We start from the raw sequence: 23,632 nt of genomic DNA on the forward strand, positions 1-23,632 counted from the left end.
CTAAAATCAAAACCTTTAAGTGTATGGCTCAGAAATATCGTAATCGAAGAAAGAGGCACTTACTTCGTGCGTCCTTAATTTGTGGTATTATCAATTTCGAAATTTAATTTCGGGAGAAGTCTATTAATGGAAATACTATCGCATTTGTTATTGGCAGTAAAGTTTTTAATTTTCTAAAATTATGGTAAAATGAAGATATATAGACAAAAATAGAAACAGAGACGAACATGATAGAAAATATCTCAGAACTTAAAGCGCGACAGGAAAGAATTCGGAATTTTTCGATTATTGCGCATATCGACCATGGTAAATCAACCTTGGCTGATCGCATTTTGGAGCAGACAAAGACCGTGACGGCGCGTGAAATGCAGGCGCAGCTTTTGGATTCTATGGATTTGGAGCGTGAGCGTGGCATTACCATTAAGCTAAATGCGATTGAGCTGAATTATACGGCAAAAGACGGCGAAACTTACATTTTTCATTTGATTGATACGCCTGGGCATGTTGACTTTACTTATGAAGTGTCTCGAAGTCTTGCGGCTTGTGAGGGGGCGATTCTCGTTGTTGATGCTGCGCAAGGAATTGAGGCGCAAACGCTTGCTAATGTCTATCTGGCGCTTGATAATGACCTCGAAATCTTGCCTGTCATTAACAAGATTGATTTGCCAGCTGCGGATCCTGAGCGTGTCCGTCAAGAAATCGAAGATGTGATCGGCCTTGATGCAAGCGAGGCTGTTTTGGCGTCGGCTAAAGCGGGCATTGGCATTGAAGAAATTCTTGAGCAAATCGTTGAGAAAGTGCCCGCACCACAAGGTTCTGTCGATAATCCTTTGAGAGCGCTGATTTTCGACTCGGTTTACGATGCTTATCGGGGCGTGATTCTCCAAGTTCGTGTTATGGACGGCATTGTCAAGCCCGGCGATACCATTCAGTTGATGAGTAATGGTAAGGAATTTGATGTGACTGAAGTCGGCATTTTCACACCGAAAACGGTAGGACGCGATTATCTGGCAACTGGCGATGTGGGCTATATCGCTGCGGCGATTAAGACAGTTGCGGATACGCGCGTGGGGGATACCATTACCCTTGCCAATAATCCCGCAGAGACGGCACTAGACGGCTACAAACAACTCAATCCCATGGTTTTTGCAGGAATCTACCCGATTGAGTCCAATAAATACAATGATTTACGTGAGGCATTAGATAAATTACAGCTCAATGATGCTAGTCTGCAGTTTGAACCTGAAACATCACAAGCGCTTGGCTTTGGCTTTCGTTGTGGTTTCCTCGGCTTGCTCCACATGGATGTGATTCAGGAGCGTTTGGAGCGTGAGTTCAACATTGACCTCATCATGACGGCGCCGAGCGTGGTATATCATATCAATACGACTGACGGCGAAGTGCTTGAAGTTGCTAATCCTAGCGAGTTTCCCGAGCCTACCCGCATTGACAATATCGAAGAACCCTTTGTCAAGGCGCAAATCATGGTGCCGCAGGAATATGTTGGTGCAGTTATGGAGCTTGCGCAGCGCAAACGTGGCGATTTTGAGACCATGGACTATATGGATGAAAATCGGGTTAATGTTATCTATCAAATTCCCTTGTCAGAAATCGTTTTTGACTTTTTCGACAAGCTCAAATCAAGCACCAAAGGCTATGCGAGTTTTGACTACGAGATTTCGGAATATCGCAAGAGTTCACTGGTCAAAATGGATCTTTTGCTCAATGGCGAACGTGTTGATGCGCTGAGTTTTATTGTGCATAAGGAATTTGCTTATGAGCGTGGGAAAATTATTGTGGATAAATTAAAGAAAATTATCCCACGTCAACAGTTTGAAGTACCAATTCAAGCAGCTTTTGGTCAAAAAATTGTCGCGCGTTCAGATATTAAAGCGCTTAGGAAAAATGTTCTTGCCAAATGTTACGGCGGTGATATTTCGCGGAAACGTAAATTGCTTGAGAAACAAAAAAAGGGCAAAAAGCGCATGAAAGCAATCGGCAATGTCGAAGTACCACAAGAGGCGTTTTTGAGTGTTTTGAGTATGGATGATGAATAGGAGAGATAGAGATAGAGTTAGGGTTGCGAGTGTATGGCATTGGATAAGAATTTTTGAAGATGTCTGATGAACTATTCCATTATGAGGGGAATTACAAATGTTATTTAACAGACACTTTGATTTTTTCTCTGCTGCCAAATCTACTCAAGGGAAGAATAGAGTGTTAAAAAAAGTTAGTCAATTATCTTGATAACTCTAAATATCTTATGGGCATCTCTAAAAACTGCTTGACCAAATTTTAGATAGATTTTTTAACCGCAAGGAAAACCGACGACGGCTTGTGACGAGTAATCGCAGCCACAAGGCTAGGAGGATTGACGTAGGATTTGGAAAATCTAGCACATTTTTTCCTGTTAGCGATTTTATGAGCTAACAAAATTTGGGAAATCTGAGTTTTTAGAGATGCCCTTATTACTTTTGAAAGTACGACTTGGGAAGAGGTAGTATTTAAAGTAACTGAATTTTCCCAGACAATCGGAAAAACAGTGGATTATTACTGGTTCTATAAACTTTGAACATAATTTATGGCGCAATCATTCTAAAATACTAGGAGTAAGTACAGATGCGCCTTTCAATGATATATAAAGAGAAATTATCTTGTTCTTTGAGATATGTATCAGAAGAATTTTTTGAATAAAAAGCGAAACTAATATCAAAAAAGTGCATAAATCTGCACTTTTTTCATTTTCACGCTTGACAAACGAGAAAATATACACTAAAATGAATATATATACAAAACGAGGTCGAAAATATGAAAAAAATATCAATTATTGGTATCTCTGGTTATTCTGGTTTAGAACTGCTGAGGTTGCTACATAACCACCCAGATGCTGAAATTGTCAATGTTTATGGCACATCAAATACGGGAACTCTCCTAACGGAAATTTTTCCAAAATTGATTTATTTGCCAAAATATGCAAAATTAATCATCAAACCGTTTTCATCACAGGAAATCATGCAAACATCAGATGTTGTATTTTTTGCAACACCAGCGGGAATTGCAGCTGAACTTGCGACAGATTTCATCAAAGCTGATTTTCCAGTTGTTGATTTGTCGGGCGATTTTCGGTTGCAAAATCCATTGCAATATGAAAAATGGTATCAAAAATCAGCAATTCATGCCGATTTATTGCCGAAAGCTGATTATTTGTTAGCTGATTTTGATCAACCAAAGCAGACTTATATGTCAAATCCTGGCTGTTATGCGACGGCGACTTTGCTTACTCTAGCGCCATTGTACTTGCAAAATCTGATTCAGTTGGATAGCGTTATCGTTGATGCCAAGTCTGGTTTGTCTGGTGCGGGCAAGAATTTATCGGACAGCAGTCATTTTGTTAATGTGAACGAAAATGTCAGCATGTATAAACTCAATCAACATCAGCACATTCCAGAAATCAGCAATAAACTGAAAACTTGGCATGAAAATGCCTTGCCGATTCAGTTTTCAACGTCACTGATTCCTGTCAATCGCGGTATTTTTGTCTCAACCTATGCTAAATTGGCTGAAAGGGTTTCCTTCTCAGATGTGGTGGCGGCGTATCATCAGACTTATGACGATAAATATTTCGTCAGAGTTTTGGGTGATAACCGTTTGCCCGATTTGCATCGCGTTGTCGGCACGAATTTTACCGACATTGGCATGAGCTATAACGAACTAACGCACACACTCACGGTCGTGACCGTGCTTGATAATCTCGTGAAAGGAGCGGCGGGGCAAGCGATTCAGAACATGAACCACTTTTTTGGTTTTGCTGAAAATGCTGGGCTTGACCTTGTGCCGATTTTGTAAAATGAAAGAAATTAAAGGAAATATTGCCTCACCAAAGGGGTTCACAGCAGATGCGATACACGCGGAACTCAAATTTCAAAAGTTGGACTTAGGCGTGATTTTGTCGGAAGTTCCTGCAGTAGTTGCAGGTGTTTTCACAACTAACAAAGTTACAGCAGCACCAGTTCAGCTTGATAAAGCGGTTGTTGCAGAGGGAGTCGCCCAAGCGATTATCGTCAACTCAGCTATCGCAAACGCCGTTACAGGCGAAGAAGGGTTAAATAATGCCCAAAAAACGCAACGTTTACTTGCTGAAAAATTTGAGCTGAATAAAAGCCACGTTGCAGTTTGTTCAACGGGCGTTATTGGTAAACAGCTCCCGATGGATAAGATAGCGCTTGGTATCTCAAAATTATCAGCTAAAAACGGTCATATAGATGGCTTTGCAGAGGCGATTTTGACGACAGATACCGTCAAAAAAGAAGTTGTCTATGAAGTCGAAATTGGCGGACAAACAGTAACTATCGCTGGTGTTTGTAAGGGTTCTGGCATGATTCATCCCAATATGGCAACCATGCTTGCCTTTATCACAACGGATGTCAAAATTGATCAAGCCTTGCTCCAAAAAATGCTGTCAGAAGTGATTGAGACGACTTTCAATCAAATCACAGTGGACGGCGATACGTCAACCAACGATACGGTTCTCGTTTTGGCAAATGGTCTGGCTGAAAATGCTGAAATTACAGATGAAAATAGTGCTGATTATGCGACATTTAAAGCTGTTTTAGCGCAAATTTGTCAAACATTAGCCAAAAAAATCGCAGCAGACGGCGAGGGCGCAACCAAACTCATCGAGGTCAATGTGACAGGTGCGCCAGATGAGTTATCAGCTCGCATGATTGCCAAGCAAATTGTCGGGTCAAGTCTTGTCAAAACGGCGATTTTCGGCGCTGATCCTAACTGGGGGCGCGTGATTTCAGCGATTGGGCAAGTCGCACCATTTGAGGTCTCGGATATTGAGCTTGAGATTCAAGGTGATTTGGTTTTGCTCCATTCGACACCTGTTGATTTTGACCAAGCTGAATTGTCTGAAAAACTCAAGAAAAAAGTTGTGGTTATTGATGCAGAACTTAACACTGGCGACAAAACGGGTACGGCTTGGGGCTGTGATTTGACTTACAAATATGTTGAAATCAATGCCCTCTACCATTCATAAGAAAGAAAAACGATGACACATTTACTCCAAAACTACGGCACGAGAATCCCAATCAAGTTCACGCATGGTAAGGACGTTTATCTCTACGCTGAGACCGGCAAAAAATATTTGGACTTCACGAGCGGTATCGGCGTGATGAATCTCGGCTACTCGTTTACGGCGGGAAAAAACGCCGTTAAAGCGCAAGTTGACGCGCTTGCTCACATCTCCAACCTCTACGAAAATCCTTTGCAAGAGGAAGTTGCAGCATTTTTGACCTATGGCGACAAGTACAAGGCATTTTTTGCCAATTCGGGTACGGAGGCCAATGAAGCAGCACTCAAAATAGCGCGTTTGATTCGACCAAATGCAGAAATTCTAGCCTTTGTTGATGGGTTTCACGGTCGAACGTTTGGTGCCATGTCAGCAACGATGCAAGAGAAAATTCAAAATGGTTTCGCGCCACTTGTGCCAAATTTCACAAAGGCAATTTTCAATGATGTTGCCAGTTTAAAGTCTGCTGTGACGGCTAAAACAGGGGCGATTATTTTTGAAATTGTCCAAGGCGAAGGTGGCGTGACACCAATCACAGCAGAATTTGCGGCAACTTTGAAAAGTTTTCAAGAACAGGACATTTTGCTGATTATTGACGAAGTTCAGACTGGCATAGGTCGGACTGGCAAGTTGTTTGCCTTTGAACATTTCGGATTTGTGCCTGATATTGTCACTTCAGCTAAAGGTTTGGGAAATGGTCTGCCCGTTGGTGCGATGTTGGTTAAAAATGAATTTGCAGCTTATTTTAGTGCGGGTAAACATGGGTCGACTTTTGGTGGTAATCCGCTAGCTATGGCGAGTGCGAAAGCTGTTTTGACAAGTTTGACTGCTGATAACTTTTTGGCTGAAGTTGCTGATAAGGCTGATTTCTTGAGGACTGAGTTAGATGAAAAATTAGCAACAAAATCTTCTGTCAAAGCTATCAGAAATCTGGGACTAATGGCTGGCATTCAACTTGCTGACGAAAGTCAACTGGGGCAGGTCTTGTCAAAAGCTAGAGCGCAGGGGTTACTTGTCTTGTCCGCAGGTCATGACGTTGTTAGACTTCTGCCACCATTAGTCATCAGTAAAACGCAATTAGCAGACGGTGTCAAAATACTGGAGGAAATTTTATGAATATCGCTGAAACGCTGACGGCAGCGCTGCCTTTTATGCTCAAATATCAAGGGCAGACGGTCGTTATCAAGTACGGTGGCAATGCCATGACTGACGAGCGAATCAAAAAGTCGGTGCTGAGCGATATTTTGTTGCTCAAAACCATGGGGATTAACGTTGTACTCGTTCACGGCGGTGGTCCTGCGATTAACGACATGCTCGAAAAGTATGGCAAGGAATCGAGGTTTATCAACGGTTTGCGCCATACTGATGAGGAGACGGCTGAGCTTGCGCTTGCGGCCCTGTCGGGCATGGTCAACAAAAGTCTGGTTCGCGATATTCAACGGCTTGGGGGAGAGGCGATTGGTATCTCTGGCGTCGATGGGCGGATGATTGAGGTCAAACAGCTATCAGATGAACTTGGCTTTGTTGGCGAAATAACACGAATTAACACTGAAATTATTGAACGAATTGCTAAAACGACTGCAATTCCAGTGATTGCAACAGCGGGAGTTGATAAATTTGGTGAATTTTATAACGTCAATGCAGACACTGCTGCCAGTCGAATTGCAGGTGAATTACAGGCTGAACGTTTTATTCTCTTGTCAGATGTGCGTGGTTTGTATGCTGATTTTCCAGATGAAACGTCCTTTTTACATGAGGTCAATTTGTTTGAAATTGACAACTTGATTGCCACTGGTAAAATTACGGGAGGTATGATTCCCAAACTTGAGGCGATTAAATATGCCATGCAAAATGGTTTGACTGAGGCTGTTCTGTTAGACGGTCGCTTGAAAAATTCACTGATTTTGGAATTGTTTACGGACGAGGGATTTGGGACTTTGATTAAAAAATGATAAAATCTCGTTTTGGCGAGATTTTTTTGATGATTTTAAATGAAATTCAGATTGAACTTGACATTTTACTCATAGGTAAAAACAAAAATACCAAGACAGTATTATCTTGGTATTTTCTTATTAAAGCTGGTCTTTTATTTGAAAAAATGTGCGATTGTCCCGCTTTCAATTAGGACTAAAATGCCGATAATGAGATAGATAAAACCAACGACATAACGACTGTATTTTTCAGTTATTTCATGAATACCTGGGAAGTTAGACAATAATTTGCCCAAAAAAATCAAGCAAAAAATAGAGATAAGAAATAAAATCAGTGTTAAGATAAGATTTGTTACATTTAATGTGATGAAATAAGGTGTGAAAAGTCCGATATTATCTGCACCACAACTAGCAAAGGTAATCAAAGCGACAGTGAGGAGCAAGCCTTTTGATTTTTCATGTTGTGTCAGCATCTCAACTGCCTCCTCAGCCTCACTTTCTTCTTCATGTGAGAAAAGTGTTTTAAAGCCGAAATACAAAGGAATGACGCCCAAGAAACCCAGCAACCATTTTTCCGGAACGAAATGTAGGACATAGGCGAGAAAAAGCGAGACAAGAATTAAGGCAATCGACCCGATGAATTGACCGAGATAAATCTGATAGTGTTTTTTGCTAGGCGTTTTTGGCGAAAAGAAAGATAAGAATGACCAGCAAATCGATGGCTGTTGACCAGTAGAGGAGAGTTCCCTCAATTAAAATTTTTAACATACGCACCTTTTTCTAGTTTCATAAGTATAGACAAGTTTATCTCTGAAGATTGTTTGACCAAAGAAAACCTAAGTTCCTACATGATAGTATAACAAACTTTGGTATGAACTGCAATTCTTTGATAGTATACTTTATTTAAAATTAGTGATTTGCCGTAAAGGAGCGTAGCTTGTGCGGACAAAAAGTTACAGAACTAGAAGAGCAGTTAAATGCTGAAAATCGCGTGTATTTTGAGGAATTATACAATACTTTGTTCTTGAATGGTGCGATTTATAATTCACAAGCGGTGTCGGAAACATCTTATACTCTGTTATTGGACTTGCTGGCTGCACAAGATGCTGGTGAAAATGCGTCTGGCTATTTTTGGGTAAGTCCGATTCAGATGTCGAAAAGATTGCTCAAAAATATTTTTCGCTATTTTTCTTATCATCTACATTATTTGGGGAATCAGATTTATCCTATCTGTGAAAAATGAGGTTAAGTTACAAGAGTTTTAGTCATTAAATCTAACCTTATCAAATTTGTTTGACACTATTTAATATCGAAATCCAGACATCATTTGTAAAAAAAATCACAATGGCAATAAAGCAAAAATTTTGGTATAATAGAAGATAATACGTTTGGTCATTTCTAAAGCTGTGAACAGCGTTTAGCTATGCCCATTTACCTGTATTTGAAAGGCTGTTTAAGTAATGCAAGATAAAAATTTAGTCACGGTCAATCTGACCAGTGAAATGAAAACGAGTTTCATCGACTATGCCATGAGCGTTATTGTTGCGCGGGCACTTCCTGATGTGCGTGACGGTCTGAAACCTGTTCATCGCCGTATTCTCTATGGCATGAACGAGCTTGGCGTGACACCCGACAAACCGCATAAAAAGTCCGCTCGTATCACTGGGGATGTGATGGGTAAGTACCACCCTCACGGCGATTCAGCGATTTATGAGTCAATGGTTCGGATGGCGCAATGGTGGAGTTATCGTCATATGCTGGTTGACGGCCATGGGAACTTTGGTTCTATGGACGGCGACGGGGCAGCTGCGATGCGGTATACCGAGGCGCGGATGAGTAAGATTGCGCTTGAAATGTTGCGCGATATTAACAAAAAAACGGTTGATTTCATTGATAATTATGACGGAACTGAGCGTGAGCCAGTTGTTTTGCCTGCGCGTTTTCCTAACCTTTTGGTCAATGGGACGACAGGGATTGCCGTTGGTATGGCGACCAATATCCCGCCACATAACCTTGGCGAAACGATTGATGCGGTCAAGCTCCTCATGGACAATCCCGATGCGACAACGCGCGACATCATGGAAGTTTTGCCTGGTCCCGATTTCCCGACTGGTGCACTTGTCATGGGGCGTAGCGGTATTCATCGTGCCTATGAAACAGGTAAAGGGAGCATTGTCCTACGTGCCAAGTCTGAGATTGAGCTAACTAAGACCGGCAAGGAACGGATCGTCATCACTGAGTTTCCTTATATGGTCAATAAAGCCAAGCTCCACGAACATATCGTGCGTTTGGCGCAAGAAAAGCGGATTGAGGGCATTACGGCAGTACGTGATGAGTCCAATCGTGACGGCGTGCGTTTTGTTATCGAAGTTCGCCGTGATGCGTCTGCCAATGTGATTTTAAACAATCTCTATAAATTAACCAGTGTTCAGACGAATTTCAGTTTCAACATGTTGGCAATTGTCAATGGTGAACCGAAAATTTTGTCAATTAAGCAAATTCTGACCCATTATATCGCCCATCAAAAAGAAGTGATTACGCGTCGGACACAGTTTGACAAGGAAAAAGCGGAGGCACGCGCTCATATTTTAGAGGGCTTGCTGATTGCTTTGGATAATATTGATGAAATTATCAAAATTATTCGCGGATCGGAAACGGATGCTATTGCTCAAGCTGAATTGATGTCTCGTTTTGAGTTGTCAGAACGTCAATCGCAAGCTATTTTAGATATGCGTTTGCGTCGTCTGACAGGTTTGGAACGTGAGAAGATTCAAAAAGAATATGATGATTTAATGGCGCTGATTGCTGATTTGATTGATATTCTTGCCAAACCCGAGCGGGTGATTGCCATTATCAAGGAAGAAATGGACGACATCAAGCGCAAATATGCGGATGCACGTCGGACAGAATTGCTAGTTGGCGAGGTTCTCAGCGTTGAGGATGAGGATTTGATTGAAGAAGAAGATGTTTTAATTACCTTATCAAACAAAGGTTATATTAAACGTCTCAACCAAGATGAGTTTCGTGCGCAAAACCGTGGCGGTCGTGGTGTGCAAGGCTCAGGCGTGTCTGATGAAGATTTCATCAAGCATATGGTGTCGACTTCGACTCATGATCATCTGCTTTTCTTCACGAATCTTGGGCGTGTTTATCGTATGAAAGCCTATGAGATTCCAGAATATGGTCGTCAAGCTAAGGGCTTGCCGATTGTCAATCTGCTCAAACTTGATGACGGCGAAACGATTCAGACGGTTATCAATGTTGAACAGTCTGACCAAGAGCGATTCCTTTTGTTTACCACGCAGCGTGGGCTTGTCAAGCGGACCAATGCGCAACATTTTGCTAATATTCGGACTAATGGTCTGAAAGCATTGAATTTGCGTGATGGTGATCAATTGGTCAATGTTCTTTTGACAACTGGCAATGAAGAGCTGATTATTGGCACGCACGATGGCTATTCTGTTCGTTTCAAGGAAAATATCTTGCGTGATATGGGACGTGCGGCAACGGGGGTTAAGGGTGTTAATCTTCGTGAGAATGACTTCGTTGTCGGCTCTAGCACCATTGACAACAGTCAAGAAGTCCTTGTCATCAGTGAAAATGGTCTAGGCAAGCGCACGAGTGCCGAACAATATCCGACCAAAGGTCGTGGTGTTAAGGGAATCAAAGTCATGAATGTGACGGAGCGAACTGGGAAACTGGCTGGGCTTGTCACGGTTACTGGCGATGAGGATCTCATGCTCATCACGGACACTGGTGTGGTCATCCGCACCAATGTGACCAATATCTCGCAAACTGGTCGGAGCGCTCAAGGTGTCAAGGTAATGCGCCTTGATAGTGATGCGCATATCGTGACTTTTGCGCTAGTTGAGTCTGAGCCTGTTGCTGCTGAAAATGGTTCTGAGGAAGTTGCAAGTGAAGAAGTTTAAGACTTTTCTAGGTTTGCTACTCACAGTCTTTGTCTTATCGGCTTGTAGCAATCAAGGAAAACGTGATTTACGTGAAAAAGCTTATATCAAGGAAACTTTTACCATGGGAACTTACGTTAAGATAACATCTTACGACAAAGGTCATGAGAAAGTCATCCAAAAGGCACTTGAAATTGCTGAAGAATACGATAAAAAAACAACTGTCAACCAATCAGGCAGTGAAATTGACAACATCAATGCGCAAGCGGGGATTAAACCTGTTAAAGTGTCAAAAGACGTTTATGATTTGCTGAAAACCGCTTATTATTATTCGGATAAGCAAACTGGCTTTGATATGACAATAGGTGCGCTAACGAGTCTTTGGCATATTGGTTTTGATGATGCCAAGAAGCCTAGTCAAGTTGAAATTGATAGCGTTTTGCCTGTACTTTCAAGCCAATTTGTTAGTTTTGATGATAATAAACAGACTGTTTTTCTTACTGAAAAAGGTGTGAAACTTGATTTGGGTGCGATTGCAAAAGGTTATGTTGCGGATAGAATGGTTGCTTATCTCAAAAAAAATGGGCTTACAACAGCTATTGTTGATTTGGGTTCTTCAAGTCTGTACTTAATCGGCAATTCGCCACGTGGTGAAAAAACGCCTTGGGCAGTTGGGATTAAGGATCCCAATAAGGAAGTCTCAAAGCAAATCGGAATCATTGAGGCTGAGAATCAATCGGTTGCGACTTCTGGTATTTATGAGCGTTATCTTGAGGTTGACGGTCAGGTTTATCCGCATATTTTAGACCCAAAAACGGGTTATCCTTTTGACAATGATATTCAAAGCGTGACCATTGTCAGTAAAAAATCAGTTGACGGGGATGCCTTGTCAACGACAATTTTTGCATTAGGAACCAAAAAAGGGTATAATTATATCAACCAGATGAAAGATGTTGAGGCGTTGTTCGTGAATAAGGCAAATGAGGTTTATCTCACGGAGAATTTAGCAGATAAGTTTGCGTTAAATGAAGCGTCTGGCTACAAATTGGGTAATGTGTCAGACTTGAAATAAATATAAGGAAATGAAATTCTCATTATGAAAAAAAGAAAACTTCGTCGTTGGCTAACCGACATCTTTTTAGTCTTACTTTTGTTGCTTGGCTTAGTATTGATTTTTAATCGTTCGATTAGAAATGCTTTAATGGCATGGAATGCGAATAAGTATCAGGTAACCAAGATTGATAAAAAAACGCTAAAGGAAAATGATAAAGCGGGTGTCGGCGAATTTGACTATGATACGGTTGAGGCGGTTGGTGTTGAAGATGTTATCGAAAGTCAGCTGAAAGCGCAAGTTTTACCAGTTATTGGTGGTATTGCGATTCCTGATTTAGAGATTAATCTTCCGATTTTTCGTGGTATCGGTAATACTGAGTTGATGTATGGTGCTGGAACGATGAAAGATGATATGGTCATGGGCGAGGGGAACTATGCCCTTGCCAGTCATAGCGTTAGTGGCTATGACAGTGATTTAGCCTTGCTTTTTACACCGCTTGCAAATGCGAAAAATGATATGATGATTTATATCACAGATAAGGAAACAGTTTATCAATATGTGATTGTAAATATTGATGTAGTAACACCTGAGCATGTTGAGGTGGTTGATGACCATCCTGGCAAGAAAGAAATTACGCTTGTTACTTGTGCGGATTCTCAGGCAATACGGCGAACTATTGTACGTGGGGAGCTTGTGAAAACATTTAAGTACGACAAGGCTGATAAAACAGTTGAGGCGGCATTTAATAAAAAATATAATCAATTTAAAGTTTTTTAATCATCTAAAGAGCAGTTGTTGTTTTGACTGCTTTTTTTATATGGTATAATTGAATATAAAATGAAAAGGAAAACAGGCCAATGGCGCATTTAAAAGTTTTAATCGTTGATGATGAGCTGTCAATTCGGGCGGGGATTCGTAATCTGATTAATTGGGAAGAGTCAGGTTTTACGCTTGTTGGTGAGGCGACAAATGGGCGTGATGCGCTGACTCAAATTGAGCAATATCAGCCGCATATTGTGCTGACAGATATTATCATGCCATTGCTTAATGGCGTTGAATTGTCAAATATTATTGCTAAAAATTATCCTGAGATTCAGGTAATTGTCTTGTCTAGTCACGATGATTTTGACTTGGTTAAATCTAGTTTTCAAAATGGGATTGTCGATTATATTTTGAAACCGACTTTGACGCCTGAAAGTTTGCTTGCAATTTTAAAACAGTCAGCGGCTAAAATTAAGTTGATTCAATCGGAAGTTGACCCGAAGATTAAACTTGAAAATGCGCTTAATCAATATCTTTCGGGTTATACTTCTGATTTTGAATTTGAAAAATTGAGTGATTTGTTATCTGGTAAGCGCTATCATTTGCTGTATTCGTCTTTGTCTTTATATAAGCAGCCACAAGAAATGCGTAAGCAAATTCAACATTACTTTAATCTGATTGCTGATGATTTTGCGACGATTGGTTTTATTACCAGTCAAAATGATGTTGGTTTGTTGATTGGCGTGACAAATTCGGAAACAAAAGACTTGCGTGCTTATCTTCTTTACAAAATAGGTTTGCTTGATTTTTGTGAGACACATCCATTTTTCACTTTATCTTCTTCTTTTGAGGAACTTTGGCGCGTGAAAGTTGAGTTTGAAATGCTTAAAACGGCGAGTCAAAATCAGCGCTTTTATTTTAAAAATTTGGCAGTTGTTGATAAAAAAGACTTGCTTGCTTATCAGTATGGGCATGAGTTTGATAGCCCATATTTTCTGAAAACTTTGGTCAATAAGGCTTATCTAGCTGGGATTAGTCAGGCCAAAGCCTATCTCAATGACTTGCTTATTCACACTGTTTCGCCTGTTTTTTTGAAGGAGCAGACCAGTACAATTTTTTATAATTTATTTAATGTTTTAGAAAATAATAAATATTTGCATGATGATTTTGCCAAAAATAGAATGACTTTTATCATGAAACTCAATTCTTGTGAGTTTGCGGATGATTTTTCTTTGCTTGTCAGAAAGACGATTGAAAGCCTTGAAACAACGCTTAATGGTTCACTTGACCACAATGAAGTCTTTCAAGAGATTTTGGACTATATCGAGGCGCATTTTTCTGAGCAGATTACCTTGACAGCGCTTTCTGAAAAATTTCATTTTTCTTATAATTATCTGTCAAGTTATTTCTCAACGAATTATAATGCGACTTTTAGTGATTATCTGAAAACTTTGCGAATGGAAAAGGCTAAGACACTTCTCAAAAACTCAGAGTTGAATTTATCCGAGATTAGTGAGGCAATTGGTTTTAGTGACTTGGCTTATTTTTCTAAAGTTTTCAAAAAAGAGATTGGCACAAGTCCGTCTAAGTATCGTCGTTTAGATAATGGAGCATATTAAATGCGAAAAAGATTTGAAAAAAATGAGTTACTTTTACGAATTGTCGCTGTTGTTTTTATTTCAATTATTTCTGTTATTTTGGCGACCTCAATCGTCGTTTTTCAACATGCTAAAGCTGTTTATATCAAGAGTTATGCGAGTTCAAATGCCATTTTGCTTGAAAAGTTTAAAAAGGAAACCGACCGTATCAGCGAAGATGCAACGACGATGCTTGATGAGATGACTTCGCCGATTGTTGCTAACTTTTTGATGCAAAAGTATAGCTCGCCTGTCGATGAGGCGCGGGTGAATCTGGAATTTACGAAGTTTATCAAGCCGACTGGTTTTTTGCATGATAATATCATCTCAAATCTTGTTTTGCTTAGTGTTGACGGTAAAAGTTTTTATCACAATAGTAGTGTACACAATACGGAAAGTCAGGAAATTCTCAAATCTCAGCTGATTGAAACGGCTAAAAATAGTCCAAATCTCATGACCTATTCCTATGCCAGCGGTGGTTTGTCGGTTACAACGCAAAATGTACCTGGGATTATATTTGTGAGAAAACTTTATAATTCAAATAAGCAATTATACGGTTTTGCAACGATTTTTATTCAAGAAGATCAGCTGAGGGAGCTTTATTCAACTTCTGTTGACGGTGAGATTGACAAGATTTTTCTTGTTAATCGCGATAATTTGATTCAATCAACCAATTCTAATCTGACTTTAAATCAAAAATTACCCGCTAAATTTCTCAAGGGTAGCAATGCGCAATATGAGATTTTAACGCAAAAAGTCAATCATTTTGATTATAAATTTGTGAGTGTGATTGATAAAAAAGCTTTAGCTGCTAATATGAATCTCATTCAACCCTTATCATTGATTGTGATTGCTAGCATTCTTTTTGTTGGAACGGGTGCTTATCTGATTATTCGGCGGGCGACTCAGCCGATCTACAATTTGATTGAGCATATTCCCAAGGCGAGTTCTGGCGATTTCAGCCACCGTGCGTCTGTTGAGGGCACACATGAAGTTCGGGAATTGGCTGTTGCTTATAATCATATGCTTGCCAATTTGGCTGATTATTTTGACCAAGTGATTCATCTTGAAAATGAGAAAAGACTAAGTGAAATCAATGCTTTACAGATGCAAATTCAGCCACATTTTATCTATAACACGCTTGCAACGATTAAATTTTTCTTTTATCAAGATGATGCGGTGCATGGTATTGCTGCGATTGACAGTTTTACGCAACTTTTGCGCTACACGCTTAGTCAAAGCGACAGTTGGCTGACTTTGGCGGAGGAAGTTGACTATCTAAAAAATTATGCAACGATTATGCACCTCCGTTTTGGCGATAATATTCACACGAATTTCATGCTTGACACGCACATTTCCCAAGCTAAAATTCCCAAAATGTTGCTCCAACCGATTATTGAGAATGCTTTTTTACATGCCTTTCCCGATCAGCGTGAGGGGTTTATCAATGTTTTTATTACGCTAAAAACGGCTGAAAATGAGATAAGAATAGAGATTATGGACAATGGTATCGGCATTTGCACAGGCGAAGAAGAGGTTACCGACAGCAAAAAAGGTATTTCTTATACAAGTCTGGGCTTGAAAAATAGCCGTTCGCGCATTCAGCTACTTTATGGGAATCTCGGCAATTTGGAAATTGAAAGCGTGCTGGGACAAGGAACAAATGTGATTGTGACCTTGCCTTATCAGAAAATAGTATAAACACTGATTTCGATATTGGAATCAGTGTTTGTTTGCTATACTAACAAATTACAACCAAAAATTTGTCATATTTTCCTATTTTTGTTCAATTTTACGGAGCCGCTCAAAATCTCTTGAAAACGTTTTCTTGAAATGGTTTAATGAACAAGTAAAGAAAAAAGAAAGAGGAAATCAAATGAAACTGAAAAAAGTAATTGGGTTGGCAGCAGTAGCCTTGAGTGTTGTGACGCTTGCAGCTTGTAGCTCGAAATCAGACAGCAAGTCGTCGGCAAAAGATGATAAAACGGTCACGGTTTGGGCTTGGGACGAATCGTTTAATGTTAAGGCTGTCAATGAGGCGAAAAAATTCTACGAGGACAAAGATATTGAGGTTAAAGTCAGTGTTATGAGCCAAGATGACATTGTGCAAAAACTTAACACGAGTTTTGCCTCGGGTTCAAAGGAAGGCTTGCCAAACATTGTCTTGATTGAAGATTATCGGGTGCAAAGTTTCTTGACGGCTTACGAAAAGTCATTTTCACCACTTGATGATATTGTCAGCGAAGATGATTTCTCGTCTTATAAGTTTGCCGTCAATAAGGTCGGCGATAAAATCTATGGTGTGCCTTTCGATAGTGGCGTAACAGGACTGTTCTATCGTCGGGACTTGTTGAGCGAGGCGGGGTATTCGGCTGAAGATTTGGAAAATATCACTTGGGAAGAGTATATCAAGATTGGTAAAGATGTCAAAGCTAAAACTGGTAAGGCGCTCCAATTTTTAGATCCGAGCGATTTAGGTTTGGTTCGCATTATCATGCAATCAGCGGGGGCTTGGTATCAAGGTCAAGACGGTAAAGAAGTGACGATTAAGGATAATGATGCGCTGAAATATGGTATCAAAATTTATTCAGAATTGCTCAAATCTGGTGTCGTTGAGCAAGTGTCAAGTTGGGATGCAGGTGTGAGTGCTGTTCAAACTGGGACCTCAGCAGCGATTCCAACAGGTTGTTGGTATTCTAGCTCAATCCAAGGTGGCGAAGAATTTTCTGGCAAATGGGGTGTCGCACCAATTCCAACAATCAAAGGCTCAGATGCGCATGCCTCAAGTTCTGGCGGTTCAGGTTGGTATTTGCTAAAAGGGATTAGTGGCGAGGATAAAGCCAAAGATTTCTTGAAAGCAACTTTTGCCTCAAATGTCGATTTTATGGACGATTTGGCAAAAGAAATCGGTCTTGTTTCAACATTGAACGCAGCTAAAGAGGCACCAACTTACAAAGAGGGTGTGGCTTACTATGATAATCAAAAAGTTTTCGAGGATTTCTCAAAATGGTCTGGCGAAGTGCCACAAGTTAATTATGGTCAAAATACTTACGCGATTGAAACGGTTATGGCGGAATATGTGCAACGTGTTTTGGACGGCGAAGATATTGATAAGGTGCTAAAAGAGGCGCAAACGCAGGTTGAGGCACAAGTCGCAAATTAATAATAGATATTTAAATGGGACAGGGAGGATTCCCGTCCTATTTATTTTGAAAGGACACAGTTACAGTTATGATTACAAAGAAAAAAAGAGATTGGTTCGCAGGTGGCAATGCTTTCATCAGTTTGCCAGTTATTCTGATTACGATTCTTGTTTTCGTGCCAATGGTTATGGCATTGATTACATCGTTTCAAACAGGTGTGCCGACAGATATGCACTTCAATGGTATTGGCAATTTCAAGCGCATGTTGACAGATAGCACACTCAAAAAGGCTTTTGGTAATACCTTTTTATACTTGATTATCCAAGTGCCCATCATGCTATTCTTGTCATTGATTATCTCAAATCTGCTGAATGATAAAAAATTGAAATTCAAAGGATTCTTTAGAACAGCACTGTTCTTGCCGTGTATCACATCGCTTGTTTCTTATTCCTTGATTATGAAAACGCTCTTTTCAGACAATGGCTTGGTCAATCAATTGCTCACGCATATTCATCTGGTTTCTGAACCGATTCATTGGATGACGACACCGTTTTGGGCAAGAATTTTGATTATCATCTCAATTACTTGGCGTTGGACAGGTTATAATATGATTTTCTTTATTTCTGGCATGCAAAATATTGATGACAGCATTTACGAGGCTGCTGATATTGACGGTGCAACTAAGATTCAACAGTTGTTTAAGATTACAATTCCAAATTTGAAACCTGTTATTTTATTTACAACGATTACCTCAACAATCGGGACTTTACAACTTTTTGATGAAGTGCAAAATATCACGGGTGGTGGACCAGCCAATTCAACCATGACTTTGTCGCAATATATCTACAATCTTAGTTTTAAATACACACCAAATTTTGGCTATGCGGCGGCGGTTTCTTTCTTGATTGTGGTATGTATTATCGTCCTATCATTGATTCAAAATAAAGTAGTGGGGGATTAAATCATGAAAAATTTTAGCAAAATCTTCAAATATATTTTCTTATCCATCGCAGCATTTATCTCTGTTTTTCCATTTTTTTGGATGTTGCTTGGCGTGACGAACAAAACATCTGATATTATTTCAGGCAAGTTCATGATTGGTGGCGAGTTTGCGACCAATATCAAAAATCTTTTCTCATCTGATCTGAATTTCACACGCTCGCTTGGCAATTCAGCAGTTATCGCCATTTTGACGACCATTTTCGCGCTTTTACTTTCATCAGCGGCAGGTTACGGCTTTGAGATTTATCGTTCAAAGGATCACGAACGTATTTTTACAATCTTACTTTTATCCATGATGGTGCCATTTTCAGCGATGATGATACCGCTTTATCGGATGTTTTCAAAACTCAGCGGTACACCATTTGGGATAAATACGATTTTTGCCGTTATTATCCCAAGCGTCTCAACAGCTTTCTTGATTTTCTTCTTCAGACAAAACATGAAAGCTTTTCCGATTTCACTGGTTGAGGCAGCACGAATTGACGGTTTAGGAGAATTTTCAATCTTCACTAAAATCTATATGCCAACGGCGAAAAATTCTTACGCAGCGGCGGCAATTATTACCTTTATGGGCAGTTGGAACGGCTATCTCTGGCCTTTGGTTGTCTTGCAATCGCCAGAAAAACGCACAGTACCACTCGTCTTATCGGCAATGGGCGCGTCTTACACACCAGATTATGGAATGATGATGACAGGAATTGTGATTACAACATTACCGATTGCGATTTTATTCTTCGTCATGCAAAAACAATTTGTTCAAGGTATGCTTGGTTCTGTTAAAGGCTAAATTATTAAAGGAGATTTTCATGAGTTTATTTAAAAATTTTATCTATGGTGGCGATTATTCGCCTAATCAATGGGATGAGGAAACAGTTGAACGTGATACAACTTATTTTCAAGAGGCGAATCTTAACTCTGCGACTTTAAATGTCTTTTCATGGGCGGAAATTCAGCCGTCTGAGCATGTTTATGACTTCAAAGCCTTGGAGCGTGATATTGACTTGCTTGCTAAAAAAAATATTCGGACAGTTCTTGCGACATCGACTGCGGCTTTGCCTGCTTGGCTATATCGTGATTATCCCGATGTTGCTCGTGTTGACCATGCGGGGCGCAGACATGTTTTTGGTTTTCGGCACAATGCTTGTCCGAACAGCCCAAATTATCTGCGTTTCATGACGGCCTTAGTTGAAAAACAAGCGCAACGTTATGCTGGTAATCCCAATATTCAATGTTGGCACGTCAATAACGAATACGGTGGCGACTGTTACTGTGACAATTGTACCAAGGCTTTTCGCGTTTGGGTACGTGACAAATACAAGACGATTGCCGCAGTCAATAAGGCTTGGAATATGGCATTTTGGGGACATACGCTCTATCAGTGGGACGAAATTGTCTTGCCAAATGAACTCAGCGAAGAAACAGCCCAAGAAACGACCGTTTTTGCGGGTATTTCCATTGATTATAAGCGTTTTTTCTCGGATAGTATGCTTGCGACTTATCTCATTGAGCGCGATATAATTAAAAAGTATGATCCAAATGCCATTGTTACAACTAATCTTATGGGGACTTATAAAAACCTTGATTATTTTAAATTTGCTAAGGAAATGGACGTGATTTCTTGGGATAATTACCCTGCTTTGGACACGCCGATTAGCTTGACAGCCATGACCCACGATCTCATGCGGAGCTTGAAGAAAATGCCTTTCATGCTGATGGAACAGACACCGAGTCAGACTAATTGGCAACCTTATAATGCCTTGAAAAAGCCAGGACAACTAATGGCTCAAAGTATTCAAGCTGTGGCGCATGGTGCAAATACCATTCAATATTTCCAACTCAAACAATCAGTTGGCGCAAATGAGAAATTTCATGGTGCAGTTATTGACCATGTTGGTCATAATGACACACGCGTTTATCGTGAAGTGAAGGCAATCGGTGATATGGTGGCTAATTTGCCACTTGATTTACTAGAGTCAAACACTGTCGCAAAAGTTGGGATATTCTTTGATTGGGCGAATTATTGGGCGCTTGAATACACAAGTGGGCCAACGCAAGATTTAAAATATATCGAGCAGATTCATCATTATTATACGTATTTTTACCAGAAAAATATGGCGGTTGATTTTCTGACTTTTGATGATGATTTATCAAAATATGACGTAATTGTCGCACCAGTTTTATACATGACAACACCTGAATTAGTTGCCAATATCGACAGTTTTGTTAAAAATGGTGGGACGTTTGTGACCAGTTTCATGAGTGGCATTGTTGATCAATCGGATAATGTTATTTTAGGCGGTTATCCAGGACCTTTTCGCAAAATGGCGGGCATTTGGGTCGAAGAATTTGATGCTTTAGCACCCGATGCTAGAAATTCGGTGGTTTTTTCAGACCATTCAGTTTTCCAAACGCGTCTATTGTGTGACGTGATTCATTTGGAGGGCGCTGAAAGCCTTGCGACTTATGGTTCGGATTTCTATCAAGACACTCCCGCCATTACCAAAAATAATTATGGCAAAGGACAAGTCGTGTATTTTGGTTCAATGGTCGAGTATGCGGGACTTGAGAAAGTTTTTGAGACGCTTTTTGATAATGTGAGCGAGACTGAACTTGAGGTGAGTGTACGCGAGAGCGAGCAGGCACGCTATCTCTTCATTTTGAACCTCCTAGCAAAAGAAATTGCTTTGCCACCAGAGTATGTTGGGCAAACAAACCTAGTCAACCAAGAAAAACTACAAGTGGGTAAGATTTTGAAACCCTATGAAACGATTATACTCGTTCAAGTATAAAATCAAAAACGTAAGATGAGAGATAGTTTTAGACAAATCAAGGAAAACAGTCGCAAACGTATAGGTATACGATAAGAATGTTTGACGATGAGTTGGCTGAAACTGCCTCATCTGTTTTGAGTTTGTGCTTGAACAAGTAGACTATCAAAGAGAAAAAATAAGGAATTTCTAATGACAACATTTGATATAAAAGATGATTTCTACTTAAATAACAAACCGTTTAAAATAATTTCTGGTTCCATCCATTATTTTCGTGTTGTGCCAGAATACTGGCGTGATCGTTTGGAAAAATTACGCAATATGGGATGCAATACAGTTGAGACCTATGTGCCGTGGAATTTGCATGAACCGCATGAGGCACAATATGATTTTTCAGACGGCTTAGATTTGGTGCGATTTCTGAAAATTGCCCAAGAAGTTGGGCTTTATGTGATTTTACGTCCGTCGCCTTATATTTGCGCCGAATGGGAATTTGGTGGCTTTCCTTATTGGTTATTGCGTGATCCAAAGATGAAATTGCGCGTGACTTATCCGAATTTTATGACGAAAATTGAACGCTATCTCAAACGCCTCATCGCTGAAATTGCAGATGAGCAAATCACACGTGGCGGCAATATCATTCTCATGCAAGTTGAAAATGAATACGGTGGTTATGCTAATGACCATGATTATCTGCGAAGTTTAGCTAAAATCATGCGGGAATCAGGTGCTGAAGTGCCATTTGTCACATCAGATGGTCCTTGGGGCGATATGCTCGAAAATGGGTCGATTCCCGAACTCGCCCTGCCAACCATGAATTGTGGCTCGAAAATCGCTGACTGGTACAAGCGTTTGGCTGATTTTCATGGCGAAAAGCGACCGCTTATGGTGATGGAATTTTGGATTGGTTGGTTTGATGCGTGGGGCGATGCTTATCATCACACGACATCAAGTGAAACGGCAGCTACTGAGTTGCGGGCAGCCTTGACAGGTGGTTCGGTCAACATTTACATGTTCCACGGCGGCACGAATTTTGGGTTTACAAATGGTGCCAACTATTATGAAAAACTTGCGCCAGATGTGACGAGTTATGACTACGATGCGCTCTTGACAGAATGGGGGGATATGACACCGAAATATCTTGACTTTCAAAAGGTTATCTCGGAGTTCACAGAAATACCGCAGATACCGCTGTCAACTCAGATTTCCAAAAAGGCTTACGGTAGCTTTAAATTGACAAATAAAGTCTCACTATTTAATACGCTTGCTACTTTGGCAGAACCGATAACGTCTGTTACGACACAAACAATGGAGGAACTTGGTCAAGGTTTCGGCTACATTTATTATCAAACAACTATCGGAAAAGCGCGACCGATTACCGATTTTCGTTTGGTGACTGCTATGGATAGAGCTACTATTTTTGTCAATCAAACGTGGCTTGCCACGCAATATGACCAAGAAATTGGCGAAAAACTTGAATTTGACTTGACCGAACCCGACAATCAGCTTGGCGTTCTTGTTGAAAATATGGGGCGCGTGAATTATTCAGTCAAGATGACTCATCAATTTAAAGGCATCAAAGATGGCGTGGTTATCAATGGCGCCTTTCATACAGGTTGGCAACACTATGCTTTGCCGATGAATAACTTGGAAAAAGTCAATTTCAGTGCGGATTGGCAGGAAAATGTGCCAGCATTTTATGAATTTGACCTTGAAATTGCTGAAACGGCAGACACCTTTATTGATTTAACAGGTTGGGGGAAAGGGTTTGTCACAGTCAATGGCTTTAATATTGGCAGATTCTGGGAAACTGGACCGCAAAAACGTCTTTATATCCCAGCTCCCAAATTGCAAAAAGGTATTAATAAAATTATTATATTTGAAACAGAAGGTCAGTATCAAAATAAGATTATTCTAACAGAAAAACCAAATTTAGGGGAAGTGAAATGCTTGAATGTTGAACAATAAGTCTTGATATTTATCTTTAATACTTAAGGGCAACTCTAAAAACTCAGATTTCCCAAATTTTACTAGATTTTCCAAATCCTACGTCAATCCTCCTAGCCTTGTGGCTGCGATTACTCGCCACAGAAAGTACATGTGCACCAGCACGTGTTTATCTGTGACGAGTAACCGCAGTCACAAGTCGTCGTCGTTTTTCCTTGCGGTTAAAAAATCTATCTAAAATTTGGTCAAGCAGTTTTTAGAGATGCCCTTAAAATTGTCTATTAGACTTCTCCCAAAAATAAAAAAATTTGTTATACTATAGTCATGAACTATGAATCCCTCAGCAAACTCAGCGATAGCCATTTTAAACGTCTAGTTGGCGTTAAACGTCCAACCTTTGAATCTA

17 protein-coding genes are annotated in these 23,632 nt (G+C 40.2%); 16 read left to right on the forward strand and 1 reads right to left on the reverse strand.

Annotated features, from left to right (window positions below):
- The first annotated feature begins 227 nt into the window (after positions 1–227).
- From lepA to argB, 5 genes are all read left to right on the forward strand, one after another.
- Positions 228–2,057, forward strand: coding sequence for a translation elongation factor 4 (lepA, locus tag Hs30E_RS06525; RefSeq protein ID WP_172208994.1), 1,830 nt, complete (start codon positions 228–230; stop codon positions 2,055–2,057).
- 751 nt (positions 2,058–2,808) lie between these two features.
- Positions 2,809–3,846: an N-acetyl-gamma-glutamyl-phosphate reductase gene (gene argC / locus Hs30E_RS06530; RefSeq protein WP_172208996.1), complete on the forward strand. Its 1,038-nt coding sequence runs from the start codon at positions 2,809–2,811 to the stop codon at positions 3,844–3,846.
- 1 nt (position 3,847) lies between these two features.
- Positions 3,848–5,041, forward strand: coding sequence for a bifunctional glutamate N-acetyltransferase/amino-acid acetyltransferase ArgJ (argJ, locus tag Hs30E_RS06535; protein ID WP_172208998.1), 1,194 nt, complete (start codon positions 3,848–3,850; stop codon positions 5,039–5,041).
- Positions 5,042–5,053: 12 nt separating this feature from the next.
- Entirely contained in the window at positions 5,054–6,190 is a 1,137-nt protein-coding gene (gene argD / locus Hs30E_RS06540) for an acetylornithine transaminase (RefSeq protein ID WP_172209000.1), read from the forward strand.
- Entirely contained in the window at positions 6,187–7,026 is an 840-nt protein-coding gene (gene argB / locus Hs30E_RS06545; protein WP_172209002.1) for an acetylglutamate kinase, read from the forward strand. The genes argD and argB overlap by 4 nt, the downstream gene beginning before the upstream one ends.
- Before the next feature lie 134 nt (positions 7,027–7,160).
- On the opposite strand, the gene Hs30E_RS06550 is transcribed toward argB, so the two are convergent.
- Entirely contained in the window at positions 7,161–7,757 is a 597-nt protein-coding gene (locus Hs30E_RS06550; protein ID WP_432205779.1) for a cadmium resistance transporter, read from the reverse strand.
- A gap of 185 nt (positions 7,758–7,942) precedes the next feature.
- Here Hs30E_RS06550 and Hs30E_RS06555 point away from each other — a divergent pair, with 185 nt between their 5' ends.
- The 11 genes from Hs30E_RS06555 to Hs30E_RS06605 all read left to right on the forward strand — a co-directional run bounded on the left by Hs30E_RS06555 (position 7,943) and on the right by Hs30E_RS06605 (position 23,247).
- Complete coding sequence (locus Hs30E_RS06555) at positions 7,943–8,248, forward strand: hypothetical protein (RefSeq protein WP_172209004.1); 306 nt, start codon at positions 7,943–7,945, stop codon at positions 8,246–8,248.
- A 217-nt stretch (positions 8,249–8,465) separates the two neighbouring features.
- Entirely contained in the window at positions 8,466–10,934 is a 2,469-nt protein-coding gene (gyrA, locus tag Hs30E_RS06560) for a DNA gyrase subunit A (RefSeq protein ID WP_172209005.1), read from the forward strand.
- Positions 10,921–11,985, forward strand: coding sequence for an FAD:protein FMN transferase (locus Hs30E_RS06565; RefSeq protein ID WP_371864144.1), 1,065 nt, complete (start codon positions 10,921–10,923; stop codon positions 11,983–11,985). The genes gyrA and Hs30E_RS06565 overlap by 14 nt, the downstream gene beginning before the upstream one ends.
- Before the next feature lie 24 nt (positions 11,986–12,009).
- A complete protein-coding gene (locus Hs30E_RS06570; protein WP_172209007.1) occupies positions 12,010–12,744 on the forward strand; it encodes a class A sortase in 735 nt (244 codons plus the stop codon).
- A gap of 80 nt (positions 12,745–12,824) precedes the next feature.
- The gene (locus tag Hs30E_RS06575; protein ID WP_172209008.1) at positions 12,825–14,348 is read left to right on the forward strand and encodes a response regulator; all 1,524 of its coding nucleotides are present in this window, start codon (positions 12,825–12,827) and stop codon (positions 14,346–14,348) included.
- Positions 14,349–16,067, forward strand: coding sequence for a sensor histidine kinase (locus Hs30E_RS06580; protein WP_172209009.1), 1,719 nt, complete (start codon positions 14,349–14,351; stop codon positions 16,065–16,067).
- A gap of 175 nt (positions 16,068–16,242) precedes the next feature.
- Complete coding sequence (locus Hs30E_RS06585) at positions 16,243–17,529, forward strand: ABC transporter substrate-binding protein (RefSeq protein ID WP_172209010.1); 1,287 nt, start codon at positions 16,243–16,245, stop codon at positions 17,527–17,529.
- Between the two features lie 68 nt (positions 17,530–17,597).
- Complete coding sequence (locus Hs30E_RS06590; RefSeq protein ID WP_172209011.1) at positions 17,598–18,470, forward strand: carbohydrate ABC transporter permease; 873 nt, start codon at positions 17,598–17,600, stop codon at positions 18,468–18,470.
- Positions 18,471–18,473: 3 nt separating this feature from the next.
- The gene (locus tag Hs30E_RS06595) at positions 18,474–19,298 is read left to right on the forward strand and encodes a carbohydrate ABC transporter permease (RefSeq protein ID WP_172209012.1); all 825 of its coding nucleotides are present in this window, start codon (positions 18,474–18,476) and stop codon (positions 19,296–19,298) included.
- A 19-nt stretch (positions 19,299–19,317) separates the two neighbouring features.
- Positions 19,318–21,300 (forward strand): beta-galactosidase, encoded by a 1,983-nt coding sequence (locus tag Hs30E_RS06600; RefSeq protein WP_172209014.1) that lies wholly within the window; start codon positions 19,318–19,320, stop codon positions 21,298–21,300.
- A gap of 171 nt (positions 21,301–21,471) precedes the next feature.
- Positions 21,472–23,247, forward strand: a complete 1,776-nt coding sequence (locus Hs30E_RS06605; protein WP_172209016.1) for a glycoside hydrolase family 35 protein — start codon at positions 21,472–21,474, stop codon at positions 23,245–23,247.
- Positions 23,248–23,632: the final 385 nt, after the last annotated feature.

Origin of the sequence: Pseudolactococcus hodotermopsidis (assembly GCF_011170085.1) — a bacterium.
In the GTDB taxonomy this organism is placed as follows: domain Bacteria; phylum Bacillota; class Bacilli; order Lactobacillales; family Streptococcaceae; genus Pseudolactococcus; species Pseudolactococcus hodotermopsidis.

Excerpts from the sequence above, each read along its gene's own strand:
- lepA (WP_172208994.1), top strand. The coding sequence starts at position 228 with ATGATAGAAAATATCTCAGAACTTAAAGCGCGACAGGAAAGAATTCGG.
- argC (WP_172208996.1), top strand. The coding sequence starts at position 2,809 with ATGAAAAAAATATCAATTATTGGTATCTCTGGTTATTCTGGTTTAGAA.
- argJ (WP_172208998.1), top strand. The coding sequence starts at position 3,848 with ATGAAAGAAATTAAAGGAAATATTGCCTCACCAAAGGGGTTCACAGCA.
- argD (WP_172209000.1), top strand. The coding sequence starts at position 5,054 with ATGACACATTTACTCCAAAACTACGGCACGAGAATCCCAATCAAGTTC.
- argB (WP_172209002.1), top strand. The coding sequence starts at position 6,187 with ATGAATATCGCTGAAACGCTGACGGCAGCGCTGCCTTTTATGCTCAAA.
- gyrA (WP_172209005.1), top strand. The coding sequence starts at position 8,466 with ATGCAAGATAAAAATTTAGTCACGGTCAATCTGACCAGTGAAATGAAA.
- Hs30E_RS06570 (WP_172209007.1), top strand. The coding sequence starts at position 12,010 with ATGAAAAAAAGAAAACTTCGTCGTTGGCTAACCGACATCTTTTTAGTC.
- Hs30E_RS06575 (WP_172209008.1), top strand. The coding sequence starts at position 12,825 with ATGGCGCATTTAAAAGTTTTAATCGTTGATGATGAGCTGTCAATTCGG.
- Hs30E_RS06580 (WP_172209009.1), top strand. The coding sequence starts at position 14,349 with ATGCGAAAAAGATTTGAAAAAAATGAGTTACTTTTACGAATTGTCGCT.
- Hs30E_RS06585 (WP_172209010.1), top strand. The coding sequence starts at position 16,243 with ATGAAACTGAAAAAAGTAATTGGGTTGGCAGCAGTAGCCTTGAGTGTT.
- Hs30E_RS06590 (WP_172209011.1), top strand. The coding sequence starts at position 17,598 with ATGATTACAAAGAAAAAAAGAGATTGGTTCGCAGGTGGCAATGCTTTC.
- Hs30E_RS06595 (WP_172209012.1), top strand. The coding sequence starts at position 18,474 with ATGAAAAATTTTAGCAAAATCTTCAAATATATTTTCTTATCCATCGCA.
- Hs30E_RS06600 (WP_172209014.1), top strand. The coding sequence starts at position 19,318 with ATGAGTTTATTTAAAAATTTTATCTATGGTGGCGATTATTCGCCTAAT.
- Hs30E_RS06605 (WP_172209016.1), top strand. The coding sequence starts at position 21,472 with ATGACAACATTTGATATAAAAGATGATTTCTACTTAAATAACAAACCG.